At 55.8% G+C, this 25,479-nt stretch carries 28 protein-coding genes; 7 read left to right on the forward strand and 21 right to left on the reverse strand.

The features are described 5' to 3' along the window. Positions 1-44: 44 nt before the first annotated feature. Both ACR3E2_RS18625 and ACR3E2_RS18630 read right to left on the reverse strand, forming a co-directional pair. The gene (locus ACR3E2_RS18625; protein ID WP_480483415.1) at positions 45-932 is read right to left on the reverse strand and encodes a c-type cytochrome; all 888 of its coding nucleotides are present in this window, start codon (positions 930-932) and stop codon (positions 45-47) included. A 14-nt stretch (positions 933-946) separates the two neighbouring features. Then, the gene (locus ACR3E2_RS18630; protein ID WP_480483417.1) at positions 947-1,414 is read right to left on the reverse strand and encodes a c-type cytochrome; all 468 of its coding nucleotides are present in this window, start codon (positions 1,412-1,414) and stop codon (positions 947-949) included. A gap of 86 nt (positions 1,415-1,500) precedes the next feature. Here ACR3E2_RS18630 and ACR3E2_RS18635 point away from each other — a divergent pair, with 86 nt between their 5' ends. The 3 genes from ACR3E2_RS18635 to ACR3E2_RS18645 all read left to right on the forward strand — a co-directional run bounded on the left by ACR3E2_RS18635 (position 1,501) and on the right by ACR3E2_RS18645 (position 4,307). Then, positions 1,501-2,346: a LysR family transcriptional regulator gene (locus ACR3E2_RS18635; protein WP_480483419.1), complete on the forward strand. Its 846-nt coding sequence runs from the start codon at positions 1,501-1,503 to the stop codon at positions 2,344-2,346. A 93-nt stretch (positions 2,347-2,439) separates the two neighbouring features. Continuing rightward, positions 2,440-3,366: an MBL fold metallo-hydrolase gene (locus ACR3E2_RS18640; RefSeq protein WP_480483421.1), complete on the forward strand. Its 927-nt coding sequence runs from the start codon at positions 2,440-2,442 to the stop codon at positions 3,364-3,366. After that, positions 3,363-4,307: an MBL fold metallo-hydrolase gene (locus ACR3E2_RS18645; RefSeq protein ID WP_480483423.1), complete on the forward strand. Its 945-nt coding sequence runs from the start codon at positions 3,363-3,365 to the stop codon at positions 4,305-4,307. The genes ACR3E2_RS18640 and ACR3E2_RS18645 overlap by 4 nt, the downstream gene beginning before the upstream one ends. A gap of 1 nt (position 4,308) precedes the next feature. Here the strand turns inward: ACR3E2_RS18645 and ACR3E2_RS18650 are convergent, their stop codons facing one another. The 14 genes from ACR3E2_RS18650 to ACR3E2_RS18715 form a co-directional block, all read right to left on the reverse strand. After that, positions 4,309-5,367: a YeeE/YedE family protein gene (locus tag ACR3E2_RS18650; RefSeq protein WP_480483425.1), complete on the reverse strand. Its 1,059-nt coding sequence runs from the start codon at positions 5,365-5,367 to the stop codon at positions 4,309-4,311. Between the two features lie 52 nt (positions 5,368-5,419). Next, positions 5,420-6,643, reverse strand: coding sequence for a 5-aminolevulinate synthase (gene hemA, locus ACR3E2_RS18655; RefSeq protein WP_480483427.1), 1,224 nt, complete (start codon positions 6,641-6,643; stop codon positions 5,420-5,422). A gap of 1 nt (position 6,644) precedes the next feature. After that, on the reverse strand, positions 6,645-7,079 hold the full coding sequence (locus ACR3E2_RS18660) for a DUF302 domain-containing protein (protein ID WP_480483429.1): 435 nt from the start codon (positions 7,077-7,079) through the stop codon (positions 6,645-6,647). A gap of 80 nt (positions 7,080-7,159) precedes the next feature. Beyond that, complete coding sequence (locus tag ACR3E2_RS18665; RefSeq protein WP_480483431.1) at positions 7,160-8,422, reverse strand: FCSD flavin-binding domain-containing protein; 1,263 nt, start codon at positions 8,420-8,422, stop codon at positions 7,160-7,162. A 24-nt stretch (positions 8,423-8,446) separates the two neighbouring features. Further along, positions 8,447-9,127: a c-type cytochrome gene (locus tag ACR3E2_RS18670; protein ID WP_480483433.1), complete on the reverse strand. Its 681-nt coding sequence runs from the start codon at positions 9,125-9,127 to the stop codon at positions 8,447-8,449. Between the two features lie 29 nt (positions 9,128-9,156). Beyond that, entirely contained in the window at positions 9,157-10,197 is a 1,041-nt protein-coding gene (locus ACR3E2_RS18675; protein ID WP_480483435.1) for a c-type cytochrome, read from the reverse strand. Beyond that, positions 10,181-11,452, reverse strand: coding sequence for a sulfite dehydrogenase (gene soxC, locus ACR3E2_RS18680; RefSeq protein WP_480483437.1), 1,272 nt, complete (start codon positions 11,450-11,452; stop codon positions 10,181-10,183). Before soxC ends, ACR3E2_RS18675 begins: the two co-directional genes overlap by 17 nt. A gap of 65 nt (positions 11,453-11,517) precedes the next feature. Further along, on the reverse strand, positions 11,518-13,215 hold the full coding sequence (soxB, locus tag ACR3E2_RS18685; protein ID WP_480483439.1) for a thiosulfohydrolase SoxB: 1,698 nt from the start codon (positions 13,213-13,215) through the stop codon (positions 11,518-11,520). 87 nt (positions 13,216-13,302) lie between these two features. After that, positions 13,303-14,148, reverse strand: coding sequence for a sulfur oxidation c-type cytochrome SoxA (gene soxA, locus ACR3E2_RS18690; protein WP_480483441.1), 846 nt, complete (start codon positions 14,146-14,148; stop codon positions 13,303-13,305). A 70-nt stretch (positions 14,149-14,218) separates the two neighbouring features. Beyond that, positions 14,219-14,548 carry a thiosulfate oxidation carrier complex protein SoxZ gene (gene soxZ, locus ACR3E2_RS18695; protein ID WP_480483443.1) on the reverse strand — a complete coding sequence of 110 codons (330 nt, stop codon included), beginning with the start codon at positions 14,546-14,548 and terminating at the stop codon, positions 14,219-14,221. A gap of 34 nt (positions 14,549-14,582) precedes the next feature. Further along, positions 14,583-14,999, reverse strand: a complete 417-nt coding sequence (gene soxY, locus ACR3E2_RS18700) for a thiosulfate oxidation carrier protein SoxY (RefSeq protein ID WP_209507502.1) — start codon at positions 14,997-14,999, stop codon at positions 14,583-14,585. A gap of 46 nt (positions 15,000-15,045) precedes the next feature. Beyond that, complete coding sequence (gene soxX / locus ACR3E2_RS18705) at positions 15,046-15,522, reverse strand: sulfur oxidation c-type cytochrome SoxX (RefSeq protein ID WP_209507501.1); 477 nt, start codon at positions 15,520-15,522, stop codon at positions 15,046-15,048. Between the two features lie 131 nt (positions 15,523-15,653). Further along, entirely contained in the window at positions 15,654-16,232 is a 579-nt protein-coding gene (locus ACR3E2_RS18710; RefSeq protein WP_480483445.1) for a thioredoxin family protein, read from the reverse strand. Between the two features lie 14 nt (positions 16,233-16,246). After that, positions 16,247-16,987: a cytochrome c biogenesis CcdA family protein gene (locus tag ACR3E2_RS18715; protein ID WP_267366182.1), complete on the reverse strand. Its 741-nt coding sequence runs from the start codon at positions 16,985-16,987 to the stop codon at positions 16,247-16,249. An 80-nt stretch (positions 16,988-17,067) separates the two neighbouring features. On the opposite strand from ACR3E2_RS18715, the gene ACR3E2_RS18720 reads away from it, so the two are divergent. Genes ACR3E2_RS18720 through ACR3E2_RS18730 form a run of 3 tightly spaced genes read left to right on the forward strand, consistent with a single transcriptional unit; the run spans position 17,068 to position 18,955 of the window. After that, positions 17,068-17,442: a thioredoxin domain-containing protein gene (locus tag ACR3E2_RS18720; RefSeq protein WP_209507498.1), complete on the forward strand. Its 375-nt coding sequence runs from the start codon at positions 17,068-17,070 to the stop codon at positions 17,440-17,442. A 52-nt stretch (positions 17,443-17,494) separates the two neighbouring features. Then, entirely contained in the window at positions 17,495-17,851 is a 357-nt protein-coding gene (locus ACR3E2_RS18725) for a metalloregulator ArsR/SmtB family transcription factor (protein WP_480483447.1), read from the forward strand. Positions 17,852-17,893: 42 nt separating this feature from the next. After that, on the forward strand, positions 17,894-18,955 hold the full coding sequence (locus ACR3E2_RS18730) for a YeeE/YedE family protein (protein ID WP_209507496.1): 1,062 nt from the start codon (positions 17,894-17,896) through the stop codon (positions 18,953-18,955). A 92-nt stretch (positions 18,956-19,047) separates the two neighbouring features. On the opposite strand, the gene ACR3E2_RS18735 is transcribed toward ACR3E2_RS18730, so the two are convergent. The 5 genes from ACR3E2_RS18735 to ACR3E2_RS18755 all read right to left on the reverse strand — a co-directional run bounded on the left by ACR3E2_RS18735 (position 19,048) and on the right by ACR3E2_RS18755 (position 24,955). Further along, positions 19,048-20,853 carry an ABC transporter ATP-binding protein gene (locus ACR3E2_RS18735; RefSeq protein WP_480483449.1) on the reverse strand — a complete coding sequence of 602 codons (1,806 nt, stop codon included), beginning with the start codon at positions 20,851-20,853 and terminating at the stop codon, positions 19,048-19,050. Between the two features lies 1 nt (position 20,854). Further along, positions 20,855-21,784, reverse strand: a complete 930-nt coding sequence (locus ACR3E2_RS18740) for an ABC transporter permease subunit (protein ID WP_480478073.1) — start codon at positions 21,782-21,784, stop codon at positions 20,855-20,857. Positions 21,785-21,794: 10 nt separating this feature from the next. Beyond that, positions 21,795-22,718, reverse strand: coding sequence for an oligopeptide ABC transporter permease OppB (gene oppB / locus ACR3E2_RS18745; protein ID WP_209507493.1), 924 nt, complete (start codon positions 22,716-22,718; stop codon positions 21,795-21,797). A 66-nt stretch (positions 22,719-22,784) separates the two neighbouring features. Next, complete coding sequence (locus ACR3E2_RS18750; RefSeq protein WP_480483451.1) at positions 22,785-24,413, reverse strand: peptide ABC transporter substrate-binding protein; 1,629 nt, start codon at positions 24,411-24,413, stop codon at positions 22,785-22,787. Between the two features lie 239 nt (positions 24,414-24,652). Then, positions 24,653-24,955, reverse strand: a complete 303-nt coding sequence (locus ACR3E2_RS18755; RefSeq protein WP_480483453.1) for a hypothetical protein — start codon at positions 24,953-24,955, stop codon at positions 24,653-24,655. 367 nt (positions 24,956-25,322) lie between these two features. Between ACR3E2_RS18755 and ACR3E2_RS18760 the strand changes: the two genes are divergently transcribed. Continuing rightward, complete coding sequence (locus tag ACR3E2_RS18760; RefSeq protein ID WP_480483455.1) at positions 25,323-25,463, forward strand: hypothetical protein; 141 nt, start codon at positions 25,323-25,325, stop codon at positions 25,461-25,463. Positions 25,464-25,479: the final 16 nt, after the last annotated feature.

Raw genomic sequence — 25,479 nt, forward strand, 5'->3', positions numbered from 1 at the left:
ACCTGCGCTGACAAAATCCTGAGTTTCTGCAACCATTAGTCAATTCACTGAACGGGAACGGATTTCAGGTAAGCAGCAATGGCCAATCGGTCTTCATCGCTTAGTTTCGAGGTGTTCTCGATGACTTCGACCATTTCGCCACCAGCGCTGTCATAATCCGGTGTGAAACCGGATTTCAGATATTCAGCGATGTCAGCCTCGGACCAGTCAAGCTGGGCGGTGGTCAAACCGGGGATGCGCCCCTTTCCATTCGGATTTGGCGCTCCGGTCAGCCATAGACCCCGCTTCAACCCTCCCAGTCCGTTTCGTGGTGTATGGCATTCTGCGCAGTGCCCCAAAGCTTCCACCAAATACCGGCCTCGGATTTGCTGGTCGGTCAGATCACCTTCAACCACCCAGCCCGAGTCTGAAAACAGAAGTTTCCACAACCCCAGCCCGCGCCGGATATTGAAAGGGAACCCAATGTCATGCGGGATATTTGCCGCGTCAGACGCAGGCAGGGTGTTCAAAAACGCATGAAGCGCCGCAACATCCTCGACCGTCATCTTGGCATAAGACGTATAGGGGAAGGCCGGGTAATAATGCTGTCCCTTGGGGCCTGTTCCGTGTTTCAGGGCATTGGCCAGATCCAGCGCGGACCATGATCCAATTCCGGCGTCTGGATCACTGGAGATGTTTGGAGCTACAAACGTACCAAAATCCGTTTCGAACCGCCGCCCGCCGGAAAGAATAAGCTTTCCTTCCTCGCTGGCATCCGGGGCCGAGTGGCATGAGGCGCATCCTGCTGAATAGAAGACAGACGCCCCTCTGGTCACGTCGGGGGTCAGACCCGCCAACCGGGCTGGATCAACCCTTTGCGGTCGGGTCAACAGCAAACCGGCCAACCCGACCATAAGCATGACCAGAACGGCGAAAAGTAGAATGCGCCGCACTGATCAATTCTCCTTTAATTTTCCGGTGCTCTGTAAGCTTTGTGACAGGCAGAGCAGGTTCCGCCAAGCTGACCCATCGCCCCTTTCAGGGCTTCAACGTCCTGACCTGCCGCAGCCTGCATCGCAACAGCGGCGTCGGCCAGTGCCTGCCCTTTGGCCCCAACATCTGCGAAGTTTTCCCAAATTGCAGGCAAGGCACGGGTAGACGGGTCTGACACATTATCCGATCCGGCTGGCCACATCGCAGACTGGTCGATCTGCGACACGACAACAATATTATTTGCGGCCCGTGTAGCCGCTTCGGCATCATATTCTGCCTCTCCCTTGGCCATGGCGCCCAGCGTTCCAAGGTTGAAAGCGTAAAGCTGCATAATCGAAGTCCGCGCTTTTACAGCCGGGTTTTCGCTATCCTGAGCAATTGCAGTTCCAACTACGGCCAAGGACAAAAGACCTGCCGCAAAGATCGAAGACTTCTTAATCATGGTGTGGCTCCCTGTTTAATGTGCCATATGATAGCTTGAACGATTTTTCTTGTAATTGTTTGTTATTCGGCCTCTCCTGTTCATTTATGAACAACGACAATTGGGACGATATTCGGTATGCCCTCGCCGTCAGCAAACACGGCTCGTTGAATGCGGCGGCGACAGCCCTGGGCGTTGCACATGCAACCGTCCTGCGCAGAGTTGCCGCCTTCGAACACCGATATGGCTGTGTTGTTTTTCGGAAAGACCCGTCAGGGTATTCAGTACTTCCCGAAGCCAGAACAATTCTGTCCGCCATGGAAAGCGTTGAAGACGCCGTGCTTTCGGTAGAACGCGCCGTTGTGGGCGCAAATCGTTCGCCTGCGGGTCTTGTGCGTATCGCGTCCACGGACAGCCTTTGCCAGTTTGTCCTGCCACAGATACTAAACTCAATTTCCGCCCTCTATCCGAGCCTCGAACTGACGATCCTCAGCGGTAACAGTCACCATGATCTGACCAGGTTAACTGCGGATATAGTTGTCCGCCCTTCAGTTCAACTTGGTGAAGGGTTGACCGGAGAGCGCGCAGGAACGTTGTTCTTTGGGGTTTACAGTGACGGTACCCGTGACCAAAAATGGATGCGGCTTGATGGGGCTCTCAGCCGTTCACTTCCGGCCAAATGGTTGGCTGAACATGTTCGCGCCGATGACATGACAAACGGAGCAGACAGTTTTCTGGTGCTTCAGCAGATGGTTGCATCCGGTGTGGGGCGAGCTTTCTTACCTGCTTTTATTGGCGACGCTGATCCCCGGCTTCACAGGTTGAACGACATTGATCCCGGAATCGAGGTTCCACTTTGGGTCGCGACGCTAGAGGAAATCGCACACACGCCAAGATTTGCGGTCGTGCAACGGGCTCTGGTTGAACACCTGCCGCATGCACTGGCTGGGTGACGTCACAATTATAGTGGTGGAAAGCCCAGAGATAATGTACCGTCCGGGCCATTCATCATTTACAAATAAAAACATTCATCTTAATGATTATGTATGAGCAGAGACCCACATTTCTCCCGGCGCACCTTCCTGTCTCAGGGCGCATGTCTGGCGCTCTGCCTGCGACCCAGCTTTGCGATTGCGGAAATGACACTTGGCCAATCGGCAAGGATTTCGACTTTGACAGATGGGTATCTGTCGTTGCCGCCCGAAATGGTCTTTGGCGCAATGCCCGAGGCAGAGCTGACAGAACTTCTGAACCGCTATCAGGTAAATCTGACCAGATACGAGCCCGAGTGCAACATTGTGCTCTACCGCGATGACCAGAATACCATACTGTTCGATGTTGGAGCCGGGCCCGACTTCATGCAAACCGCTGGCAAACTTCCGGAAACTTTGGACGCCGTCGGGTTGTCTCCGGATGAGGTCACGCAGGTGATCTTCACCCATGCACATCCAGATCACATCTGGGGTGTGCTGGACGACTTCGGAGATCCCCTCTTTCCCAATGCCAGATTTCATCTTGGCCGCACGGAATGGGACTATTGGTGGAACCCCGCAACCGTGGAAAAGATAGGGGCCGACCGCACGGCCTTCGCGGTGGGCGCAAAGCGGCGCATGGAAGCCATCGAAGGCATGGTTGCGTTTTTTGATGATGGGCAGGAAATCCTTCCCGGTATCGCAGCACGCGCTAGTTTCGGGCACACGCCCGGACATATGGCCTTCGAGATTCGCAAAGGCAGTGACGCGGTGATGGTCGTGGGCGATGCGCTCGGCAATCCGCACGTCGCGTTCGAGCGTCCGGATTGGCGCAGCGGTACGGATCAGGACCCCGACGCCGCGGCAAGTGCACGGAAATCGCTGCTGGATCAGATTTCTCATGCCCAAATGAATATTATTGGATTCCATCTGCCAAATGGCGGATTTGGCCGTGTCGAAAAGGCCGGTTCGACCTATCGATTTATTGGAGAGCCTGCATGATGCGCGCTTTGTTGATTGCCTGTACCCTGGCCACGCAAACCTGGGCCAGTGAGGATATTGCAGACCAGTACCCGCAGAGCGTTCTTTACTCGAAACCTGTCGAATTTATTCCCGGCGTCTTTTCCGCCATCGGTGCAACCGCACCCCCGACTTATGAGAATTCGGGCCACAACAATAACCTCAGCTTCATCGTGACCGGAGAGGGTGTTGTCGTCATCAACGGTGGCGCGGCCTATGTGCTTGCCGAAGCGCTTCATAAGGAGATTCAAGCGCTCACGGATCAGCCCGTGAAGCTTGTCTTCAACGAAAACGGTCAGGGGCACGCTATGCTGGGGAATGCCTACTGGTCGGAACTTGGGGTGCCCATCGTCGCTCATTCAGATGCTGCGGCTGAATTCGAAGAATATGGGCCACAAATCCTTGAAGGGATGCAGGCATATAACAAGGACAAGGCAAAAGGAACGTTTTTGGCCGGTCCGACAGAAACGTTTGACGATGAATACGTTGTCGAACTCGGCGATTTTCGCATGGAGGCCAAACATCTTGGACCTGCGCACAGCCCCGGCGACATTTCGATCTGGTTGCCCAATCAAAGCCTTGTCATCGCCGGTGACATGGCATTTCACGAACGTATGCTGCCGATCTTTCAGGACACCTACACCGCAGATTGGCTTGAGACCTGGGACAATGAGTTCGAGGCACTGGAAGCCACATATGTGATCCCCGGGCACGGTCATCCTACGAACATGGATCAGGTGCGCCGGTATACACGCGACTATCTTGTCTACCTGCGCGCAATGATCCAGGAACATATGGATGCAGGCGGGGATCTGGCCGAGGCCTATTACGTCGACCAAAGCCCTTATGCCCATTTGGACACGTTCGAAGAATTGGCCACGAAAAACGCGGGTCGGGTCTACGAACAGATGGAATTCGAATAAGTCAGGACCGCCGAAGAACGGGCATTCGCATCATCATCCGATGGGTGGCGACGGCCCCAACCCACATCGAGAAGACGGCAAGCCACGCAGTCAGCGACAAGGCCGATCCCCCGGACAATCCGGCACCAACGGCGCAGCCACCTGCCAACATCGCACCAAATCCCATCAAGACAGCCCCGACAAGGTAACGCTCCATCGGAGTATCCGGGCCGAACTGTTCGATTTTCCATTCGCCGGAAAGAACTGCAGAAACAGCGGCGCCAATTGCAACGCCCGGAACCAGACCAATGCCAAAGGACAGCGCAATGTTCCGCTCGGCCACCAGCGCCATCAATGTATCCGTTGCCGGGCCGGTGAACGTGACCGAAGACACCGGCACGACTTCGAAGGAGGCTTGTGCAATCGCAAATGTCATCAACCAGCCAAGCGCCACGGCGACACCAACTCCGGCGGCCGTGACAATCTTTGTCACTGTCACCTGCTGGCGCACTGCAAACACGACGGCCAGAACAAAGGTCCCTGCGGCAAAGACTGTGTACGCTATGGGTGAAAACCCAAGTAGTGCCGAAAGGTCGCGCGCATTGCCACCTGTGATCGTCCAAATACCGGACAGCGCCTCGCGCGCGGGGCTGAGCACACCCGTGTAAGCCGCTTGCGCGACCAACGTCAGAACCAACCCTGTCACCATTGCCCGCAGATTGCCGCATGAGGCCAGCACCAACAGGCGCGACGCGCATCCGCGCGCCAAAATCATTCCGGCGCCAAACATCAGACCGCCGATCACCGCCCCACTCAGGCTGCCTGTTGACGCAATTGAACGCGCCCCGGACAAATCCAGCCATTCAATCGAGACGAACCCCTGTACCAGCATCAACGCCGACGTGAATGCGATCAGCCAGACGGCCAGACGGGGCCCAAGTTCGCCCTCGGCGACTTCAACAGTGGATGCCCGCAAGCAGAAATGAGATTTCTGAGCGGTAACTCCGAACAGGATGCCAACAAGCAAACCGGCGACAGCCAATGTGCCCGAATCTCCCAGCAGATCGATGAGGCGTTCCATAGACAAAAACTCTCACCTCTTTACGTGTCCGTCTTTGCCTTCCGTCAAGTTCTCACTGTGCGGCCATCGGTTTGCGCGCAAGCTGGCACTGTGTCCACAACGCACCCAATGCCTCGACCAACAGGGTTACATCTTCTGACGAATGTACAGGTGAAGGCGTAATCCGAAGACGTTCGGTGCCTTTTGGGACAGTGGGATAGTTTATCGGCTGGATATAAATCCCGTAGTCGCGCATCAAGACATCCGAGATAAAGCGGCACTTAACCGGATCGCCGACCATGACCGGGATTATGTGGCTTGGGTTGGGCGTGTGCGGAATGCCCAAAGCGTCCAGCCGGCCTCGAACCTCGAATACGCGTTGCTGATGCAGAAACCTCTCCTCATTGCTTTGTTTGAGGTGCCGTACGGATGCTGCGGCACCAGCGGCGACGGCCGGGGGCAATGCGGTGGTAAAGATAAATCCGCTGGCAAAAGAACGGACAAAGTCGACAAGTTCCTTTGACGCCGCGATGTATCCACCAACCACGCCGAACGCTTTGCCCAACGTGCCTTCGATGACCGTCAGGCGATCCATCACCCCTTCGCGTTCGGCGATGCCACCACCACGCGGCCCATACAGCCCTACTGCATGAACCTCGTCCAGATAGGTCATCGCGCCGTACCGATCCGCCAGATCGCAGATTTCGGCGATTGGTGCTATATCGCCATCCATCGAATAAACACTTTCAAACGCGATCAGTTTTGGCGCGTTGGACGGCAGGTCCATGAGATGTCGTTCAAGGTCCTTCAAATCGTTATGCTTCCAGACCCGCTTTGCGCAACGACTGTGGCGGATACCCTCGATCATCGATGCGTGGTTCAATTCGTCGGACAGAACCGTGATACCGGGAATTCGAGAGGCCAGAGTTCCCAAAGCAGCCCAATTTGAAACATACCCGGACGTGAATAGCAGCGCTGCTTCCTTGCCATGCAGATCTGCAAGCTCGCGCTCAAGCAGAACATGTTCATGCGTGGTCCCCGAAATATTCCGGGTCCCGCCAGCCCCTGCGCCGCAGCTATCAATCGCCCGGTGCATGGCTGCCAGAACCTTTGGATGCTGACCCATTCCCAGATAATCGTTCGAGCACCAGACTGTGACTTTCTCAGGTCCGTTTTCTGCGTGGTTGTGTGCAGTTGGAAATGCTCCGCAATGACGCTCAAGCTCGGCGAAGACCCGGTAATTTCCTTCGTCCTGCAATTGCCTCAACTGGTCACGAAAATACTGTTGGTAGTCCATGTCAGTTTCCAACGGCTTCTTCTACGATACCGGCCAACAGGGCTTCGACTTTCTCCATCGGTCCGTCAGGATAGCTTCGGTAGCCCACTTTGACACCGCCTTCGTCCTCGGCCACGAAGATCCCGTAGGGGCAATAGCCGATATTCATCGGGTCGGCCTCCATCATCTCGCGCGAGAGCTTTGCGGAACAAAAGATAAATATCTCAGCGGCTGTGAAGATTTGCTTGTCACTGCCGACATCCGCCCCCGTCCGGTTCAGCATCTCACCAACATGGCTCACATAATCGATAACCAGCCCCTGCCCAACAATTGCTGATTCAACGGCAAAGGTTGCATCATCAAAGCTCCCATCAAAGGGAACGGCAATGACCTCCTCAGCAATAACCGGGTTTGCCAATGCAACTGAAAGTGCGGCTGATGCGATAAAGTGTTTCATGATGATGTTCCTCCTCCTGAACCACATTTCTTCAGATTTCACCGCCAAGGCTTTGACACCGGTCAAAGCCTTGGCGTTTCTTAACCGAACATGTCCGATGTGATGCCGGCATACCAACCCAGCGACTCTTGGTAGGTTGCTTTTCTCAGGTCGGAATCCTCGCCGGTCTGGCTAATAAAGCCGTCCACCTTGGCAATTTTTTCAGACGTCGCCTCATAAGTCGCACCGACCTTGACCCCGTCATCCGTATCAATGAGAGACCAGCACGTGTTCGAAAACTTGGCCGGGAAGATCTTTGATCCGGTCAATGCGCCACGAACCGCATTGGCACAGACTTTCGCCTGGCTGTTGGCCGAAAAACCGGATTTCGGCATGTCGCCTTGCTGGCTGGCATCACCAAGAACATAGATGTCAGGGTCAGCTTTCGATGACATGTCCACCGCGTTCACCGGTGCCCAGGTGCCATCGGTTACACCGGCCATTTCCGCAATGCGCCCGGCTTTCATGGCCGGGATCACGTTGCAGACGTCGACCTTGGTTTCTTCACCGTCGATGGTCACCGTCATGGCATCCGGATTGACCGATACATTGCCGCCGCCAAAATCCTCTCCGATCCAGTCGATCATGCCTTCGTAATGGTCGGCCCAACCTTCCTGGAACAAAGACATCTTGGAGAATTTGGCCTTCGGATCAGCAATGATGATTTTCGCTGTCGGATTGTTCGCCTTCAGCACATGCGCAACCATCGAAACCCGCTCATAAGGTCCGGGCGGGCAACGGTACGGGTTCGGAGGTGCGACCATCGCAAAGGTTCCACCCTCGGGCATCGCCATAACCTGCGCCTTCAACAGCTCGGTTTGAGAGCCCGCCTTATACGCATGCGGCATCTTGTTCTGTGCAGTTACATCCCACCCCTCGACCGCGCCATCGACAAAGTCGATACCCGGGCTCAGGATCAATTTGTCATAAGGAATAGATCCGCCACCCGCCAATGAGACAGTTTTGGCGTCGCGGTCGACACCCACGGCCCAATCGTGAACCACGTTGATACCGTATTTTGCGGCAAGCGTGCCATAGCTGTGCGCAATGTCCGAAAGCTCTTGAAACCCGCCCAGATACAGGTTCGAGAAAAAACAGGTGTAATATGTTTTGGACGGCTCGATCAGAATGACATCAATCTCACCCTTGCTGTCTTTGGCGATATAGCGCGCCGCGGTTGCGCCGCCTGCCCCGCCCCCGATCACCACGACACGGGGCTTGCCCTGCGCCAGCACCATCGGGGCCGACAGCCCGGCAGCAAGTACCCCTGCGGTTCCCAGAAATGTCCGTCTGTCGAGTGTCATCGCGTTTCCTCCCCTTAGGCATTGTCACTGTGGGTTGTTGAAGTAAGCGGCCAATGCCGCGATCTCATCACTGCTCAGGCGGCCCGCGATCATCTGCATGACGGGATGGGGCCGCTGCTTGTCCTTGTAGGCGTGCATGGCGACAACAAAATCCTGGTCGGGCCAGTAAACGATCGAAGGAATCCCATCATCGCCACCCTCTATCTGGTGGCACGTCGTGCATTCGCTGCTCAGGTATTCGCCATATTCGGGATCGCCCTGAATCGCGAGGATTTCGGGGTTTACGGAATGGTCCGTTCCCTTTGCCGTTGGGTCGGCTTCGGGGATGTCTTGCGGGTTGTCGGAAAACACACGCAAATAGGCAATTACATTGGCCCGGTCTTCCGGGTTCTCGAGCCCGCGAAAGCTCATTCTGGTGCCGGATGCGAATGCGCGGGGGTTTTCAATGTAAGCCGACAATGTGTCGGCATGCCATTCCAGACCCGAGGTACCCGCACGGATCAGGCTTTTGGAATAGGTGAACTCCTCAAGCCCGGCAGCCCGGCGGCCAAAAATACCATTCAGGTGCGGACCGATCCTGTTTTCAGCGCCCGCGCCGACCTGATGACATCCTTCGCATTGGGCAAACACAAGTTTGCCAGCTGCTGCATCGCCAAGGTCCTCAGTCGCGGCGGCAGCGGTTGCCAGGATACTCGCAGCAAACATGACACCTGTTGCCCACCGCCGCCACATGATCAGCTTCCGAACGACTTAAGGTAAACAATGACAGCGTCGATATCATCCTGTTTCTTGAGGCCGGCAAAGGACATACGTGTCCCCTTCATATAGGCTTTGGGTTTGGCCAGAAATGCAGCCATTTCTTCATCTGTCCAAACCAACCCATCCTCGGCAGCAGCTTTCATCGCCTGAGAGTACTTAAAGCCTTCGGCACCAGCCGCATTGGCACCGGCGACACCGTTCAGTGCCGGACCGGTGCGATGCTTGGCCCCGTCCCCGACCTGATGGCAGGACTTGCACTTCTTGAAAACTTTTTCGCCATTTTCGATCATCTCAGGATCAAGTGCCGCTATGTCCTCAGCAGGTTCATCGACTTCGACGGATGCTTCTTCGGAAACAGCCGCCTGGTCCGGACTGTCAGCCCCGGCTTCGTCAGGCGTTACATCCAGAACGGCGGCGCGCTTGGTGATTTCCACGCCTTCTTTGCAATCCGTCATGCATGGCTCATCCGTCCAGAAATGCGCCTCGGCCGCTTCGCGGTCATCCACGATGAAACCCCCGGCATTCGGCATTTCCACTTCAAGGAAATTTTCGTGCGACAGCGTGAACTCATCATCAACGATGTCGTTGGAATACAGTATATAAGCGACAATCGCGTAAACTTCGTCAGGCTCCAGCGTTTGTGCGTCTCCAAACGGCATCGAACGGTTCACATAATCCCATACCGTCGAAAGGTGCGGCCAGTAAGAGCCCACTGTTTTCAGCGGGTCTTTATCTGCAAGCGTGCCCTCGCCGCCCGCCAGTTTCGGCCAGTTGTCCACACCTTCAGCAAAATCGCCATGACAGATCGCGCACCGTTCGGCAAAGACCTCTTCGCCGGTGAACACGTCGCCAGAACCTTCGGGCAATCCGGTTCCGTCAGGTGCAATGTCGTGGTCCCACGCCGCGATTTCTTCGGGCAACGCAGGGCGCCCAAGTCCTAGCTTGTCTGCATGGGCTGGAACCGCCACGCTCAACCCAAGGGCCGAGGCGGCCAATAGCTTACGATACTTCGACATTTTCCGCCTCTCCGTTTTCCTTGATCCACCAGGTCTGGATACAATTGTTGTGGTAGATCGAGTTCTCGCCCCGCACGTCCCGCAGTTGAGCTTTGCTGGGTTGGACGTAACCGGTCGAATCCTTCGCGCGGGCCTGTAACAGCATCTCTGAACCGTCCCAGTTATAGTCCAGATAAAACCGGGTCAGCGCCTTGTCTGTCCCGGGGGCCGCCAGACGTGCCGGAACCCAGTTCTTGCCACCATCCACCGACACGTCGACGCCGGTAATCGAGCCCCGCCCGGACCAGGCCAACCCGGTGATCACCAACGGCCCCGGCCCATGCGTGATCGGCGCTTGCGGGCTGGGCGATGTGACGACCGATTTGGCGTCCATGACCCATGTCCACTTGCGTGATGTTCCGTCTTCGAGAGTATCCGTATACTTGGATGTCTCTTCGCGGCTTTCGATAGCCATCTCGGTGACCTCGACCCGGCGCAGCCACTTGACCCACATGTTGCCTTCCCAGCCGGGAACGACAAGACGAACGGGATATCCGTGTTCTTTGCGCAAAGCCTCGCCATTGGCTTTGAACGCAACAAGTACGTCGTCCATCGCCTTTTCCAGTGGGATCGAGCGACCATTCGAGGATGCATCCGCGCCTTCGACGTAAACCCATTTGCCTTCAGTCTTTACCCCCGCCTCTTCCAGCAGGGTGCGCAGCGGAACACCGGAATATTCCATGTTGTGGATCATTCCGTGCGTGAACTGCGCGCCGTTGAGCTGCGCACCGGCCCATTCCATACCGGTATTGGCAGCGCATTCGCAAAAATAGATGCGGTTTTCGCGCGGGAAACGTTCCAGATCTTCATATGTGAAGATCAGCGGAGTTTCGACCAGACCGTTGATCATCAGACGGTAGTCCGCCTTGCTCAGCTCGATGGCACCCGAATGGTGCCGCTCGAACGCGCATCCCTGCGGGGTGATCGTGCCGTCCAGCGCGTGGATCGGCGTGAAATTGATCGAACTGATCGTGTCTGCGGTCAACCACTCGACGTTGCGCCGCACGACATCACTCTCGAATTGGATTGGCATGCCGTAGGGGGTTGCATCCACGCCTTCGCCCGTTGCCTGTGCCCATTCCTGAACCTGAGTGATCAGCGGGTCAGGGCCTGCGGCGCGCGCCGCTGAGGCGCCGACCGCACCTACGCCAACCGCGGCGGCACCGCTTAGAAACTGGCGACGCGATGGGGCTTTTGCCCTTGGGTTCTCGCTCATTTTGTTTGCCTCCGTCTTTCGATCAGCAAATCTTGTATTCAATGTTTGACATTCGGTTCGCGCTGTCAGGCTCCGATCACCTCGACCGAGGTATTCGGCTCGACGGTTACGGTGCCCTGACTGCGAATGTGGTTTTCTACGACATCCCAGATGGGCGGGCCTTCGGTGCCCTCGTTGACGCTGGCCCAACCGGCCACAACATAGGATTTCGCCGGATCAATCGCCTCACCTGTCTTGAGCAGGGTCATGTCGCTGATCCGCTGCCCTTGCGGTTTGGTGACATCGATACGGTATCCAAGGCCGCCGACACGCACCATGTCGCCACCCTGCTGGTAATAGGGATCGGGGTTGAACAGGTTGTCGCCAACATCCTCGAGGATCACGTGAATGAATTCACCCGTCATTTCCGTACGATACGCATTCGGATAGGACATCGAAGTGACATTCCAGATATCCTCACGCGTGATCTCCTGACCGGGCAGGATCGAAGGACCCCAGCGCACACCCGGCGACATGGCAATATCCGCCTCGCGCTCGCTGATCAGTGCATCGCAGATCAGATCGTCCCACGTGCCATTGAAGTTTCCGCGCCGATACAGCAGCGAGTCCGTCTTGCCGATCACTTCGCCTAGTGCCGCATCATATGGTGTGCGCTGTTCGTTGATCAGGGCCGTGATTGCCGGATCAGGCGCGATGACGTCTGAAAAGATCGGGATCAGCTTGTGCTTCAGCCCCATCATCTGGCCATCCCGCACATCCAGGTCAACGCGGCTGACGAATTTGCCGTTCGAGCCAGACGCGATGATATGCGTCTTTTCGACTAGAACCGGTTCAGGCAAAGCGTCATGGGTGTGACCGCTCAGGATTACATCAATCCCCTGAACGCGGCTCGCCATCTTTTTGTCCACGTCAAAGCCGTTATGGCTGAGGACGACGACAACATCGGCACCTGCGTCGCGCACCTCGTCCACCATGGCCTGCATGTTCTCATCCCGGATCCCGAACGAGTATTCCGGGAACATCCAACTGGGGTTGGCAATTGGCATATACGGGAAAGCCTGCCCGATAACGGCAACCTTGGCCCCGCCGCGTTCGAAGAACTTGTAGGGCTTGAAAAGCTCCGCAGGTTCATCCCATTCCGCGTCAAAAATATTCTGACCCAGCGCCGCAAAAGGCAAACCTTCAACGATCTCGTTGACCCGCTCGCTGCCCAACGTGAACTCCCAATGGAATGTCATCGCATCGGGCTTGAGTGCATTCATCACGTTGACCATGTCCTGACCCGCCGTCTGATAGCAGGTATACGAGCCATGCCAGGTATCGCCCCCATCCAGCAACAGCGCATCTGGCCGGTCGGCACGGATGGCGTTGATAACGGTCGAAACCCGGTCAAGCCCTCCGACGCGGCCATAGGTCTTCGCCAATGAAGCAAAGTCATTGTAGGTCAGTGCATAGGCGGACGGGCTGCCATCTTCGATCCCGTAAGCCTTGCGAAATGCGGCCCCCGTCACATGCGGCATTTGCCCGCGCGCGTCTCCGATGCCCAGGTTGACCTCGGGCTCGCGGAAGTAAATCGGTTTGAGCTGCGCGTGGATATCCGTGATATGAATCAGGCTGATATTTCCAAAGGTCTCAAATTCCAGCAACTGGTCCTGGGTCAGGCTTTGCTGGGCCGCCAGCCTTGCCCAGTTCCCGAAACCGGATGCCCCGTACAGCGCTGAGGCCGCCATGGAGACCTGTAGAAAATCACGTCGCGATATCATCTGTTGGCTTTCCTATTTCACATATAAATGTGTGAATGTGGCAGAAATGAAAATCCCGCGCCCGGAAATCCCGGCGCGGGTTCGTTGTTACTGACGCACGGCCGGCGTTTCGACCGAAAGCCCGTTGCCGCGCGATGCTACATAAAGCTCCAGTGCCCGGAATTCGTCGGAACCTTCGGCAAAGGTTTCAGCGCGTGTATCACGAATACAGCCGCGGAAACGGTTGTGGCGCGAGATCAGCTTGGCCTGTTTCAGACGATAAGTCGGGAAACCGTTAACCATCCCCTGGCTCAGATGGTCGGCTCGGATCATGTTGCCCCAGTTGTCTTCATGACAGTTGGCGCAGCTCAGCTCCAGCTGACCATATCGGGTGTAGTACATTTCCTTGCCCTGCTCCCAATATGGGGCAGCATCGCCATCAATTGCGACATTCATGGGCAGCCCTCGTGACTGAAAGGCAATCAGCGCGACCATGCCCTGCATATCGGCACCAGACCATTTCCACGCATCTGCTTCCATGCGTTCCGTACGGCACTTGTTGATCAGATCTTCCATCACAACCAGCTTGCCGGTATCCGCATCGACCTTCGGCATGGACGCCTGCAGCCCTTTGAAGCTTTCCACATCATCGTGGCACGAAGAGCAACTTTTGCCAGCCGCGCCATCGACAGCCTCATAAAGATCAGCGGCCTGGTCGACAAAAATCATAGCCGGGTTGTCGAAATCGTCGATCTGCAACGCCTGCGTTTCATCGGTTCTGAAATGCCACCCCGAATAGATCGTATCGAAGTTCTCGACATGGGCCGGGGCCTCGGTCACCGAAACCATTTCCAGTTCTTCGTTGATCACCAGCTTGTCTTCGTCAGGTCCAGCTGTCACTGAAACCGGGAAAGCCAGAACTGCTGCGATCGCCGTGAGTGCTTTTTTATTCATTGCGTTCCTCCCTTGGGTGATCAGCGCAGGTTTTAAGCACCGGCGCTGATCTGCCGTTACGGTCGAGCCGTCAGGCGATCTCGATCGGTTTTTTTGTGTCGTAAACGGACCCGTCATCGTCATACCACGTGAAAACGAATTCCCCGGCTTCAGGCACAGTTGCATCGAACTGAAAGTACGGGTTTGTCGAAATCGCCGGCTCCATCGTCACGTCTATCACCAGCTCTCCGTTAAACTCGCAGGTAAACCGATTGATGATCGAGCGCGGAATGATGTTGCCTTCCTTATCCTTACGCTGGCCACTTTCCATATTGTGGCTGATCAGCGTTTTGATCGTGATTGCTTCGCCAGCAGCGGCTGTTTTTGGAACCTTGACGCGGGGTTTTACACCGGATGCCATTGGTTGTTCTCCTGTTCTTCAGGGCGCGTGGCAATCAGCCGCCGCAGCCGCCAATTGTCACTTTTACGGTTGCCGAAGCCTTGGCAAAGCTACCATCAGCCATTTTGGCCACAGCAATGACATCTTGCGTTCCTGCAAGACGAATGCGGGTCGAAGCCGCCTGCGCAGCAGCCAGCGGGCCAAAGTTGAACGTGGCAACGCCGGGCTCGGGGTTTCCAGCCGCTACGATCAGAATTGCTGCCGCACCCGGCGCGCTGACTTCGATCGGAACGGTATTTCCGTTCTCGGCAATTTCCGGCGCCGTCAGCGTCACACCGCCGTCGGCCATGTCTGCACCGCCAGTAAACGCGGCTATCGCGTCTTCCGCAGCCGCATTTGCGCGGAACGGCATCAGGGTCAGGACCGCAGCGCCCAGACCAAGAGCCAGAGTCTCGCGACGAGAAAATTCCATTTTCAATCTCCTTTGGATCCTCACGAATTCACGCCTGAAAGCGTGATTATTGTTCTTTAAGGGTTGCGAGGAACGCGACGACGTCCTCGATTTCCTGTGCAGTCAGGATTGACGTCAAAGGCCCTGACGGGGCTTTGCCCGTATAGGCGTCGCCCGGGCGGATATAGCCGTCATCCTTGTAGAAAGCCGGCATGACCGTTCCGTCAAACGTCATCTTGGCATTTGCGACCAGTCCTCGAAGCTCCGCCTCGGACCACCGATCCCCGGCCCCATCCAGCAGAGGACCGACTTCGCCATGGAACGGAATATCCGCCAAAGCCGTGACCTGATGACAGGCCACACAGTTGCCCTTGGATTTCTCGCCCACGATGACCGCACCGTTTGCCGCATCGCCGGCGACGCCGGTCAATGAAGCCTCGATCGCACCATAATCGTCGAACTGTACGTCTTTTGGTCCTGTTTCTGCCGCGATGGCGGCACTGCCTGTTATGATACAAGCCAAAGTCAAGTGTCTCAGCTTCATGATCCCTCCCATTTGCTACCGCGCCGATGGCGCTTTGCGACCCAAAGCCTCTGTGTACCGTAGTCGACGGGCAGGGTTCATCGCAACATTAAATTCATCTTAATGAATTTTTTTATTTATATTGCAACACGTCAATCTTGCGAAACATTGTTTCTCTCTTGAATGCGGCGCGCGTGATACCGTTGAAAATCTTCCCCGTTATCAAGCTCGTACCGTTTTTCATTGACCCAGGTAAAAAGATCGAGGGTCGTTCCCTTCAAGAACGCCCCGGGCATGACCGCAACGGCCGCTTCGATTGCTGTGGCATCCTCTGACACGTCCTCCGGTAAGAAAACCAATGTAGGGGTGAACAGAATCCCCCATTTGCGCATCAGTGATCTTTGCTCGGCTTCTTCTCCGTCAAAATCGGTGGCCATCGTACTTCCGTGTAGGTCCAGCTGAACGACAAAGAAGTTTTCTTCGATATACACAGACAGGTCGGGTTGCGGGAAAACCTCTTCATGCATCTTTTTGCAGTAGATGCAGCCCTGTTGTTCAATGAACAGAACCAGCCGCTTGCCTTCCCCCCTCGCTTCTTCAAGGTCTTCACGAAGGTCTTTGAACGTGTCTCGCATCCACGGCGTTTTATGCAGACCGTCATCCCCCAGTTCAGCTGCGTAAACCGCCCCAGCAAACAGCCCTGCAATCAAGAACAATACTATCCGTTTCATGGTGTTCTCCCGAATTAGCCAATGGCCGCCAGCCAAGGCATGTGATCCAGCATCCATTGTGCGATTAGATTTATGGAATTGGTCGCGATCAGGATGCCAAAAAGAATCAGCAAGACACCCATCGCCTTTTCAATCATTCCCAGATGTTTCCGGAAACGTGCCATCCATTGCATGAAGGGCCGAACCAGAAAGGCTGCCAGAACAAACGGCGCTGTCATGCCAACCCCATAGACGAACAAAAGCACGGCACCGCGCCAAGCGGTCTCGGTTCCAGCCGCCGTGAACAGGATCGCCGCCAAAACCGGCCCGACGCAAGGCGTCCAGCCAAAGGCAAAAGCCAGCCCCAGAACATATGCCCCGATCACGCTTACATTTGTCGTCTCGCCGATGTCTGCGCGAAACTGCCGATACAGGAAGCCGATACGGAAAAGACCCAGAAAATGCAGGCCCATCGCGATGATGATGAGCGCAGCGATCCATCGCAGAATGTCGAAATAAGCACGAACCAGCTGACCGAAGATCGACGCCGTGGCGCCAAGCGCCATGAAGACCGTGATGATCCCGGCGGCAAAAGCTATCGCTGACAGGGTCGCCCGGCGGCGAACATCCGGGGTGATCGTCGAACCGGCCGAAATCTGCTCCATCCCGACGCCCGCCAGATAGCTGAGGTAGAACGGGACAATGGGCAGAATGCAGGGGGACAGGAAAGACAAAAGCCCCGCGATCAAAGCCCCTGCAAACGTGATGTCGAGCATGGTCAAATCCGTCCAGACAGGTTACTATTCACACATTCAAAATAGTAAAGATGTGTCACCCAGGTCAATCGGAGCTTTTGATGCGTCACGTGTTGCAGACATTATTCGTAGTCACACTGCTGGCCTGGCCTGCTGCGTCGCGGGCCGAAATGGTATTGCTGATGGCCGAAGAAGACGGGTGCATGTGGTGCGCCCGCTGGGACGCCGAAATATCCGGGATCTACCCGCTGACAGCCGAAGGTAAAGCTGCCCCATTGCAACGAACGGATATCCACGCAACCACGCCCGAAGGGATTACCCTGGATCGGCCCCTTTTCTATACGCCGACCTTTGTATTGCTGGAGGACGGCCAAGAAATCGGCCGGATCGAAGGTTATCCTGGCGAAGACTTTTTCTGGGGGCTATTGGGTGTTTTACTACGCGACGCCGGAGTTAAGATCGAGAGCTCTGGTTAAATCCTCGGGATTTACATATACTGTTTTGAATACGTGAAGCCACGAAAGCGAGATGATCGTGTTGGACAAACCGTCGAAACTGCCCGTGTTCACCAAGGACATGTGCAACGAGGACTTGGACAGGATGATGGATAACGCCCAGACGGCGTCCAATTTCCTCAAGGCAATCAGCCATGAGGGGCGGCTGATGATTCTGTGCTATTTGTCATCTGGAGAAAAATCCGTCACGCAGATGGAGGAAATGCTGTCGGCCAGGCAGGCTGCCGTTTCCCAACAATTGTCCCGCTTGCGCTTTGAGGGGCTGGTCAAGACACGGCGCGAAGGCAAAACGATCTATTACAGATTGGCGGACGACCGGTCGACTCAGATCCTGGAAGTCGTCTACAATCTTTTCTGTCGGGACAAGTAGAAGCCCGAAATAAACACCGCCAGCTTTGGGAGGAGACTGGCCATGTTCGAACTTCTGGGAGACGCCAATACAGTTGCGCTGATCGGTCTGGTCGGCGGCATTGTACTTGGTCTTGCTGCGCGCATCGGGCGGTTCTGCACCTTGGGTGCAATAGAAGATTATCTTTATGCAAATGACGACCGGCGCCTGCGTATGTGGGCCGTTGCGATTGGTGTTGCGATTGTCGGCAGCCATTTGGGGATGGCGTTGGGTGGGATTGACCCGCTCGGCACGACCTATATTGCGCAGACATGGAATCCGATCGGATCGGTTATTGGCGGATTGATGTTTGGATATGGCATGGCCATCAGCGGAAACTGCGGCTATGGCGCGCTTGCACGCCTTGGCGGCGGCGACCTTCGGTCATTCGTCATCGTCCTGATCGTGGGCCTTTCCGCATATGTGGTCATGTCCGGTCCTCTGGCCTATGTCAGGATCTGGCTTTTTCCCGAAGCCATGGATCTCGGTAATCCACAAAGCGTCAGCTACCTAGCCGAACGGCTGACGTCGATACCGGCATGGGTTACAGGAACGCTTGTCGGCTCTGCCATAGTAGTGTTTGCCCTGACAAATGACCGTTTTCGTAAATCACCTGCGCAGGTTTTTTGGGGTGCGGCGGTCGGATTAGCAGTCGTTTCAGGCTGGCTTGGCACCAATTGGGTAGCCACACACGGGTTTGACGGTGAGACCTTGCAAACACACACGTTTGCCGCGCCTTTGGGTGATACAGTGTTCTATCTCATGACCGCCTCAGGCAACACGCTCTCGTTTGCGGTCGGTTCGGTTTCAGGGGTTCTGATTGGGGCTTTCCTCGGATCATGGTCAAAAGGTCATTTCCGCTGGGAAGCCTGCGAAGATCCACGTGAGCTTAAGCGGCAGATGCTGGGAGCGGCAATAATGGGACCCGGAGCAATAATTGCGGTTGGATGCAGCGTCGGGCAAGGCATCTCCGCTTTTTCTCTGCTGGCCTATAGCGCGCCTATAACCTTTGCGGCGATCTTTGCCGGAGCAGCTCTTGGCCTGCGACAGCTTGTGTCAGGATTGTCTTTCATTCCCGAGCGTTAAGCCCCACCACACGCTACGGTTTCTTCGTACAGTCCCTGCGCAGGTTTTCGGCGCATGCTTCAAGCACCGAAAACCTGCAGCAGACCCTTCTCTCAGCCATTGGCCATGATGGAATCCAGTGTGTCATGTTCCGCTACAAAATGGTCTGGTGCGACTTCTTGCAGCTTTGGAACATAATCACTGTGACCGTTGACCAGCCGACTGGGCAAGAAACGCAACGCGGCTTTGGGATCCAGCGGCGATGGCAGCTCACCCGGCAGTTTGAGGCGCTGCCGCGTCCGCTCCACATCCGGGTCCGGTATCGGCACGGCCGAAATCAGCGATTGAGTATAAGGGTGGATCGGTTCCGAGCAGATCACCTCACCGTCACCCATTTCCACAATTCGCCCGAGATACAGAACCATGATCCGGTTCGATACCGCACGCACAACCGACAAGTCATGGCTGATGAAAATCATCGACAGGCCAAATTCCTGCTGAAGTTCCTTTAGCAGCGCGACAATCTGCGACTGAATGGAAACGTCCAGCGCTGAAACCGCCTCGTCGCAGATAATCAGCCTGGGCTTGTTGATCATCGCCCGCGCAATGCCGACGCGCTGGTTCTGACCTCCGGACAGCTCGTGCGGGTAACGGTTGATCATGTTGGCCTGCAGCCCGACCCGCTCCATCATCGCAGCGACCATCTGTTTGCGTTCCCGGTCCGTCAGATCGGGGCGGTAGGTTTTCAGCGGTTCAGCAATCGACGCTGAAATGGTCATGCGCGGATCAAGACTGGCCAAAGGGTCTTGGAACACGATCTGCAGGTCCTTGCGGTATTTGTTCAGCTCGGACCGCTTCAATCCGACGATCGGATGGCCCAACCAGCTGACGCCCCCCGCGCTGGGTTCGATCAGTTGCAAGACCGCGCGCGCCAGTGTCGATTTTCCGCAACCGGATTCGCCCACGACACCCAGAGTTTCGCCCTTGCGAATATCAAAACTGACACCGTCGACAGCTTTCAGCGGAACCTTGCGCCCGAACAACCCGCCAGAGACATGAATGGGGAAATGAACCTTGACGTCATCGACCTTGAGAAGGGGTTCTTCGGCCTTTTCCAAAGCGCGCGGCGCGTCGCCGGCATCAATCCGGGGCATCGCCTCCAGCAGGGCCCGCGTGTATTCATGTTGCGGATTTCGGAACAGCCCGCGCGTTTCACCGTCTTCGACGAATTCGCCCATCCGCATGACCTGAACCCGGTCGCACATGCGCGCAACGACGCCCATGTCATGCGTGATCAGTGCAATTGCGGTGCCTTCATCCTTTTGCAGATGAACCATCAGATCAAGGATGTCTGCCTGAACAGTAACATCCAGCGCCGTCGTCGGCTCGTCCGCAATAAGCAGTTTGGGACTGCACAGCATCGACATCGCAATCATCACACGCTGTCGCATTCCACCGGATAATTCGTGCGGGAACTGGTCCAGACGGCGGCCCGCTTCGGGAATTCGCACCCTGTCCAACCACTCCAGACAGCGCGCGCGCGCGGCTGACCCCTTCAGGCCCTCGTGGACCTGCAGCACTTCACGCATCTGTTGCCCAATCTTCAGATGTGGCGTTAATGCAGTCAGAGGATCCTGAAAGATCATGCCCACATCGTCGCCGCGGATCTGGTTCAGCTTGTTCACCGGCAGGTTCAAAATCTCCTGACCGTTCAGCTTGGCTGACCCGCTGGCATGTCCGGCAGGGGGCAGCAAACCCATTGCCGCCATGAAGGTCTGGCTTTTGCCAGATCCACTTTCACCGACGATACCAAGGCATTCGCCCGGATTAATATCAAAACTGATATCCTTGACCGCCTCAACGACACCATCGGGGGTGTCAAACCGGACGCTCAGGTTCTTTACGGAAAACAGACTCATATCAGCGGTCCTTCGGGTCCAAAGCGTCACGCAGACCATCGCCGATGAAGAACATCGTGATGATGATGGCGACATAGAATGTCAGCGGGAACATCAATTGCCACAGCGTTCCATAGCCCATGGTTCCCGCCCCTTCTGCTATCAGTCTTCCCAGTGACGTGTAGGGTTCGGAAATCCCCAGACCCAGGAATGAGATGAAGCTTTCGGTCAGGATCATCTCGGGCACCAGAAGCGAGGCATAGACGATCACGACACCCAACAGATTGGGCAGGATATGGCGATACATGATCGTAAATTCACTGACGCCCGCCGCTCGGGCGGCCTCGATGAATTCACGGTTCTTCAGGGCAAGCGTCTGCCCGCGCACGATACGTGACATGGTCAGCCAACCAACCGCACCCAATGCGATGAAAAGCGTGAAGAAGGACCGCCCGGCAACAACCAGCAGAAGAATGATGATCAGAGTTGTCGGGATAGCCAGAAGGATGTCGACAAAACGCATCATGGCGCCATCCGTCCGACCCCCAAAATAACCGGCAGTAATGCCATAACACGTACCAACGATCAGAGCGGTCGCCGCCCCGATCAACCCCACAAGCAGGGACGTCGTGGTAGCCTGAATGACGCGGCTGTACAGATCGCGCCCCAGATCATCGACACCGAAATAGTGACCCGTTTCCATCGACGGCATTCCCATGCCCCGGACATCGCCCATGACATTCCAGTCGATCTCTTCATTGCTCCAGACCGCAAAATACGGGCCAAGGATTGTGAACAACACGATAAGCAGCAAAATGAACACACTGGCCATTGCTGCTTTGTTTCGTACAAAGCGCATGCGCGCGTCCTGCCAGAGCGAACGCCCCTGAACGGCTGTATAATCGGTGATTTCTTCGGCCAGATGCGCAGCTTTTTGTGATTTTCCTAGCATATCCAGCCCCTCAATAGCGGATCTTCGGATCGAACCAGGCATAGGCCAGATCGGTCAGCAGGTTTACCAGAACGGTCAGAACGCCATAGAGGATCGTAACCCCAAGCAGCACAGCATAGTCGCGTGACAAGGCCGAGCCGACATAAGCCTGCCCCAGACCACCGGTCGAGAAGTAGATGTCAACAAAGACGGATCCGGTCAGCACATACACAAACACCGGCCCCAGATAAGATACGACCGGCAGCAAGGTCGGCTTCATCGCATGGCGCCAGATCACGGTTCTTGTCGGCAGGCCCTTGGCACGGGCGGTTCTGATGAAGTTCGAATTCAGAACCTCCAACATTGAAGACCGGGTGATCCGTGCAATCGATCCCATGTAAGATGTCGCAAGGGCGATAACCGGCATGATCAGATAGGGCCATTGACCACCATTCCACCCACCGCCGGGCAACCATCCCAACCACAGGGTGAAGGTCAGGATCAGGATCGGACCCATGATGAAGTTGGGCAGCGCCTGCGCTGCAATCCCCAGCCCAACCGCAAAGTAGTCGATCCAGCTGTTGTGCCGGATTGCGGCGGCAATCCCCAGTCCGATGCCCACCACCGTAGCGACCAGAAAGGACAGCGACCCATAGGTCAGCGAGATCGGAAAGCCCTGCGCGATGATGTCGTTCACATCGCGGTCCTTGAACTTGAAGGACGGTCCAAAATCGAAATGCACAACGATATTGTACAGATAGTCCCAGAGTTGCTTCCACAACGGCTGGTCCAGACCATACCGCGCCTCGATATTGGCCAAAACCTGCGGCGGCAACGTCCGTTCCGAGGTAAAGGGCCCACCGGGCGCATAGTGCATCAAGAAGAAACAGGCGACGATCAGCAGCAGGATCGTCGGTATGGCGGTCAGGACCCGCCGAATGACATAGGCAAGCATTCAATGCCCCCAATAGATGGCGCTGCCCCGAAGAAAACTTCGGGGCAGGTCATGGTCAGAAGATGATTACTCGGCGATTTTGTAGAGGTTCTTGGAGTACCAGTTTTGCTCTACGTTTTTGACTGGCCAGTTTCCGACATCGCTATCCATCATGTAGACACCAGCATAGTGATAGATCGGGATAACGGGGGTTTCCTGAGCGATAATACGCTCGACCTCGGTGTACAGCGGAGCCGGATCGTCCGAAGTTTTGGCTTCGGCCAGCAACTCGTCCACACGGGCATTGTTATACTTGCCGTCGTTGTAGCCCGAATCCGACTGCAACAGGTCAAGGAAGGTCGAGGCTTCGTTATAGTCACCACACCACGCGCCGCGGGCCAGATCAAAGTTCTGGTTGCCCCGCTCTTCCAGGAAGACTTTCCATTCCATGTTGGCCAGTTCAACATTGGCGCCCAGTTTTTGCTTCCACATCTGGCTCAGCGCGACGGCAACTTTCTTGTGGGCTTCCGAAGTGTTGTAGACCATCGAGAAGGTCAGAGGGTTATCCGCGCCGAAGCCGGCCTCGGCCAGCAGTTCCTTGGCCAGTTCATCGCGCTCAGCCTGGCTCATCGATGCCATTTCAACGACCGGGACAGTAAAACCTGCGGTTGCTTCTGGCACGAATGTATACGCGGGCGGCTCGCCACCGGCCTTGATATTCTTGGTAATGATGTCCCGGTCAACGGCTAGCGACAGGGCCTGACGAACTTTGGGATCCTTGAATTCTTCAGGGCCGCTGTCCGACACGTTAAACGTGTAGTAGTAGTTGCACAGGCGCGGGAAGCTGATAGCCTCGCCCGGATGCTCTTCCTGCAGACGCGGGAATTGACCGGCGGGAACTTCGGTCCGGTCCAGTTCACCGGCCAGATAGCGGGTCAGGGCTACGTTTTCGTCATTGATGACCAGTGCCACAACCTTGTCGATGATGGTGTTGTCATTGTCCCAGTACATCTCGTTGCGCTCACGTACCGAACGTTCCTGCGGCAGGTGCTCGGTCAAAACATACGCGCCATTCGACACGATGTTTCCGGGCTTGGTCCATTCATCGCCAAATTCCGCGATCACCTTCTGAGGTGCCGGGAAGGTCGTCGAATGCGTTGTCATCTGCGGGAAATACGGCAGCGGCGCGCTCAGCGTGACTTCCAGGGTCGTGTCATCGATGGCTTTGACACCCAGATCATCAACCGGCTTTTCGCCTGCGATGATCGCTGATGCGTTTTCGATCGACATCAGCTCCATGAACCACGCGTAAGGAGAGGACAGCGCCGGATCAACCGCGCGTTTCCATGCGAAAACGAAATCTCCGGCGGTTACCGGGTCGCCATTCGACCATTTAGCATCGCCGCGCAGTGTGAAGGTATAGACTTTCTTGCTGTCATCGACGGTGTAACCTGTGGCAACGCCCGGAACCAGATTGCCATCCTCATCCTGGTTCATCAGCCCTTCAAACAGGTCGCGTACAATTTCAGCACCGGAAACGTCTTCGACAACCTGCGGATCGACCGAGCTGTGCTCGTCCAGAATGCGGTAGGTAAAGGTTTGATCGTCCGCCAGCGCTTCGCCGGTTTCAGGATGCGTGCCAGCGGCAAACGCGGCACCTGTGATCATGGTCGACGACAAAAGCCCCGCCACTGAGTTCCGAATGTATCTGTTCATGATTTCTCTCCCATATGTTCGTCGCCGCGCGGCCCCACTTGATCGGGGTCGCACGCAGCAGCCGGATTAGACCGACGCCCGCTGGGACTTCGTCCATTTCGATTTTGGTTTTGCCAATTCGCAAGGAACACTGCGTCGCAGCTTTCTTGGTTTCTGTCGGTAAAGAAGTTGCGAAAGTTGTCTTTCACTGCGTTGAACCGTGACATCTTTTGGCTCTGGGATAAAGCCTTGATGAAATTTTAGGCAACCACAAGCAGAAATATCTCCGACGACCTATCGCTGGCAATTTTCTGAGGATCAGCTCGGTCTTCGTGACATTTTCGTGAAGCCACGCGAAATCCGAACAATCCTTCGTGCCCGAATGGCGACAGCATTCTGGCCTCGGACAAACCAAAAAATACGCGAATCAGTGACGTCATTTCAGCAAGCCTGTGGTCCATTACATGTATCACACGGTTCAGAATACCACGGGTCAGATCACTGAGCTTTGTCAGGCTCTGTTGCACAGAGTCGAGCGCGCCGAGTAGTTCGGGTGATCGCATGGGCCTTTCCGTCGACACGCAGCTTCGGCGATTGCAGTGGCATGACCGGCATGACCCCGAATATCCAGAACCTCTCCTAACGCATTGCAGAACATATCGAAGAACCTTCTAACGGAGACCACCCGGCTATTATCGCACAAGCGGGCCGCTTTGGCGGCTGGTCGTTTTATGTTGAAAATGGCGTTCCAGCCTATGCCTACAACTGGTTGGGGATCGAGATACTTACCGTTTCGGCGTCCGAATCTGTGACCGAAGGTACTCATGAAATCGTCCTCGATTTAGATTATGACGGTGGAAGCCCTGACAAAGGTGGGACGGCACCCTCTTTGTTGACGAGATGCAGGTGGCACAGGGCAGGACCGACCAGATGCAGGCCATCATCTTTTCGGCGGACGAAACAGCAGACGTTGGCTTCGACCTTTCCACACCGGTGGCCAAAGCGAACGGCGCCGAAGCAGCTTTGCGTTTTACCTGCAAGGTAATCTCGGTGACGGTGGCGGTTGAGTAAGATCGCTCCGAAAGAG

It is taken from the genome of Ruegeria sp. AL7 (assembly GCF_056536105.1).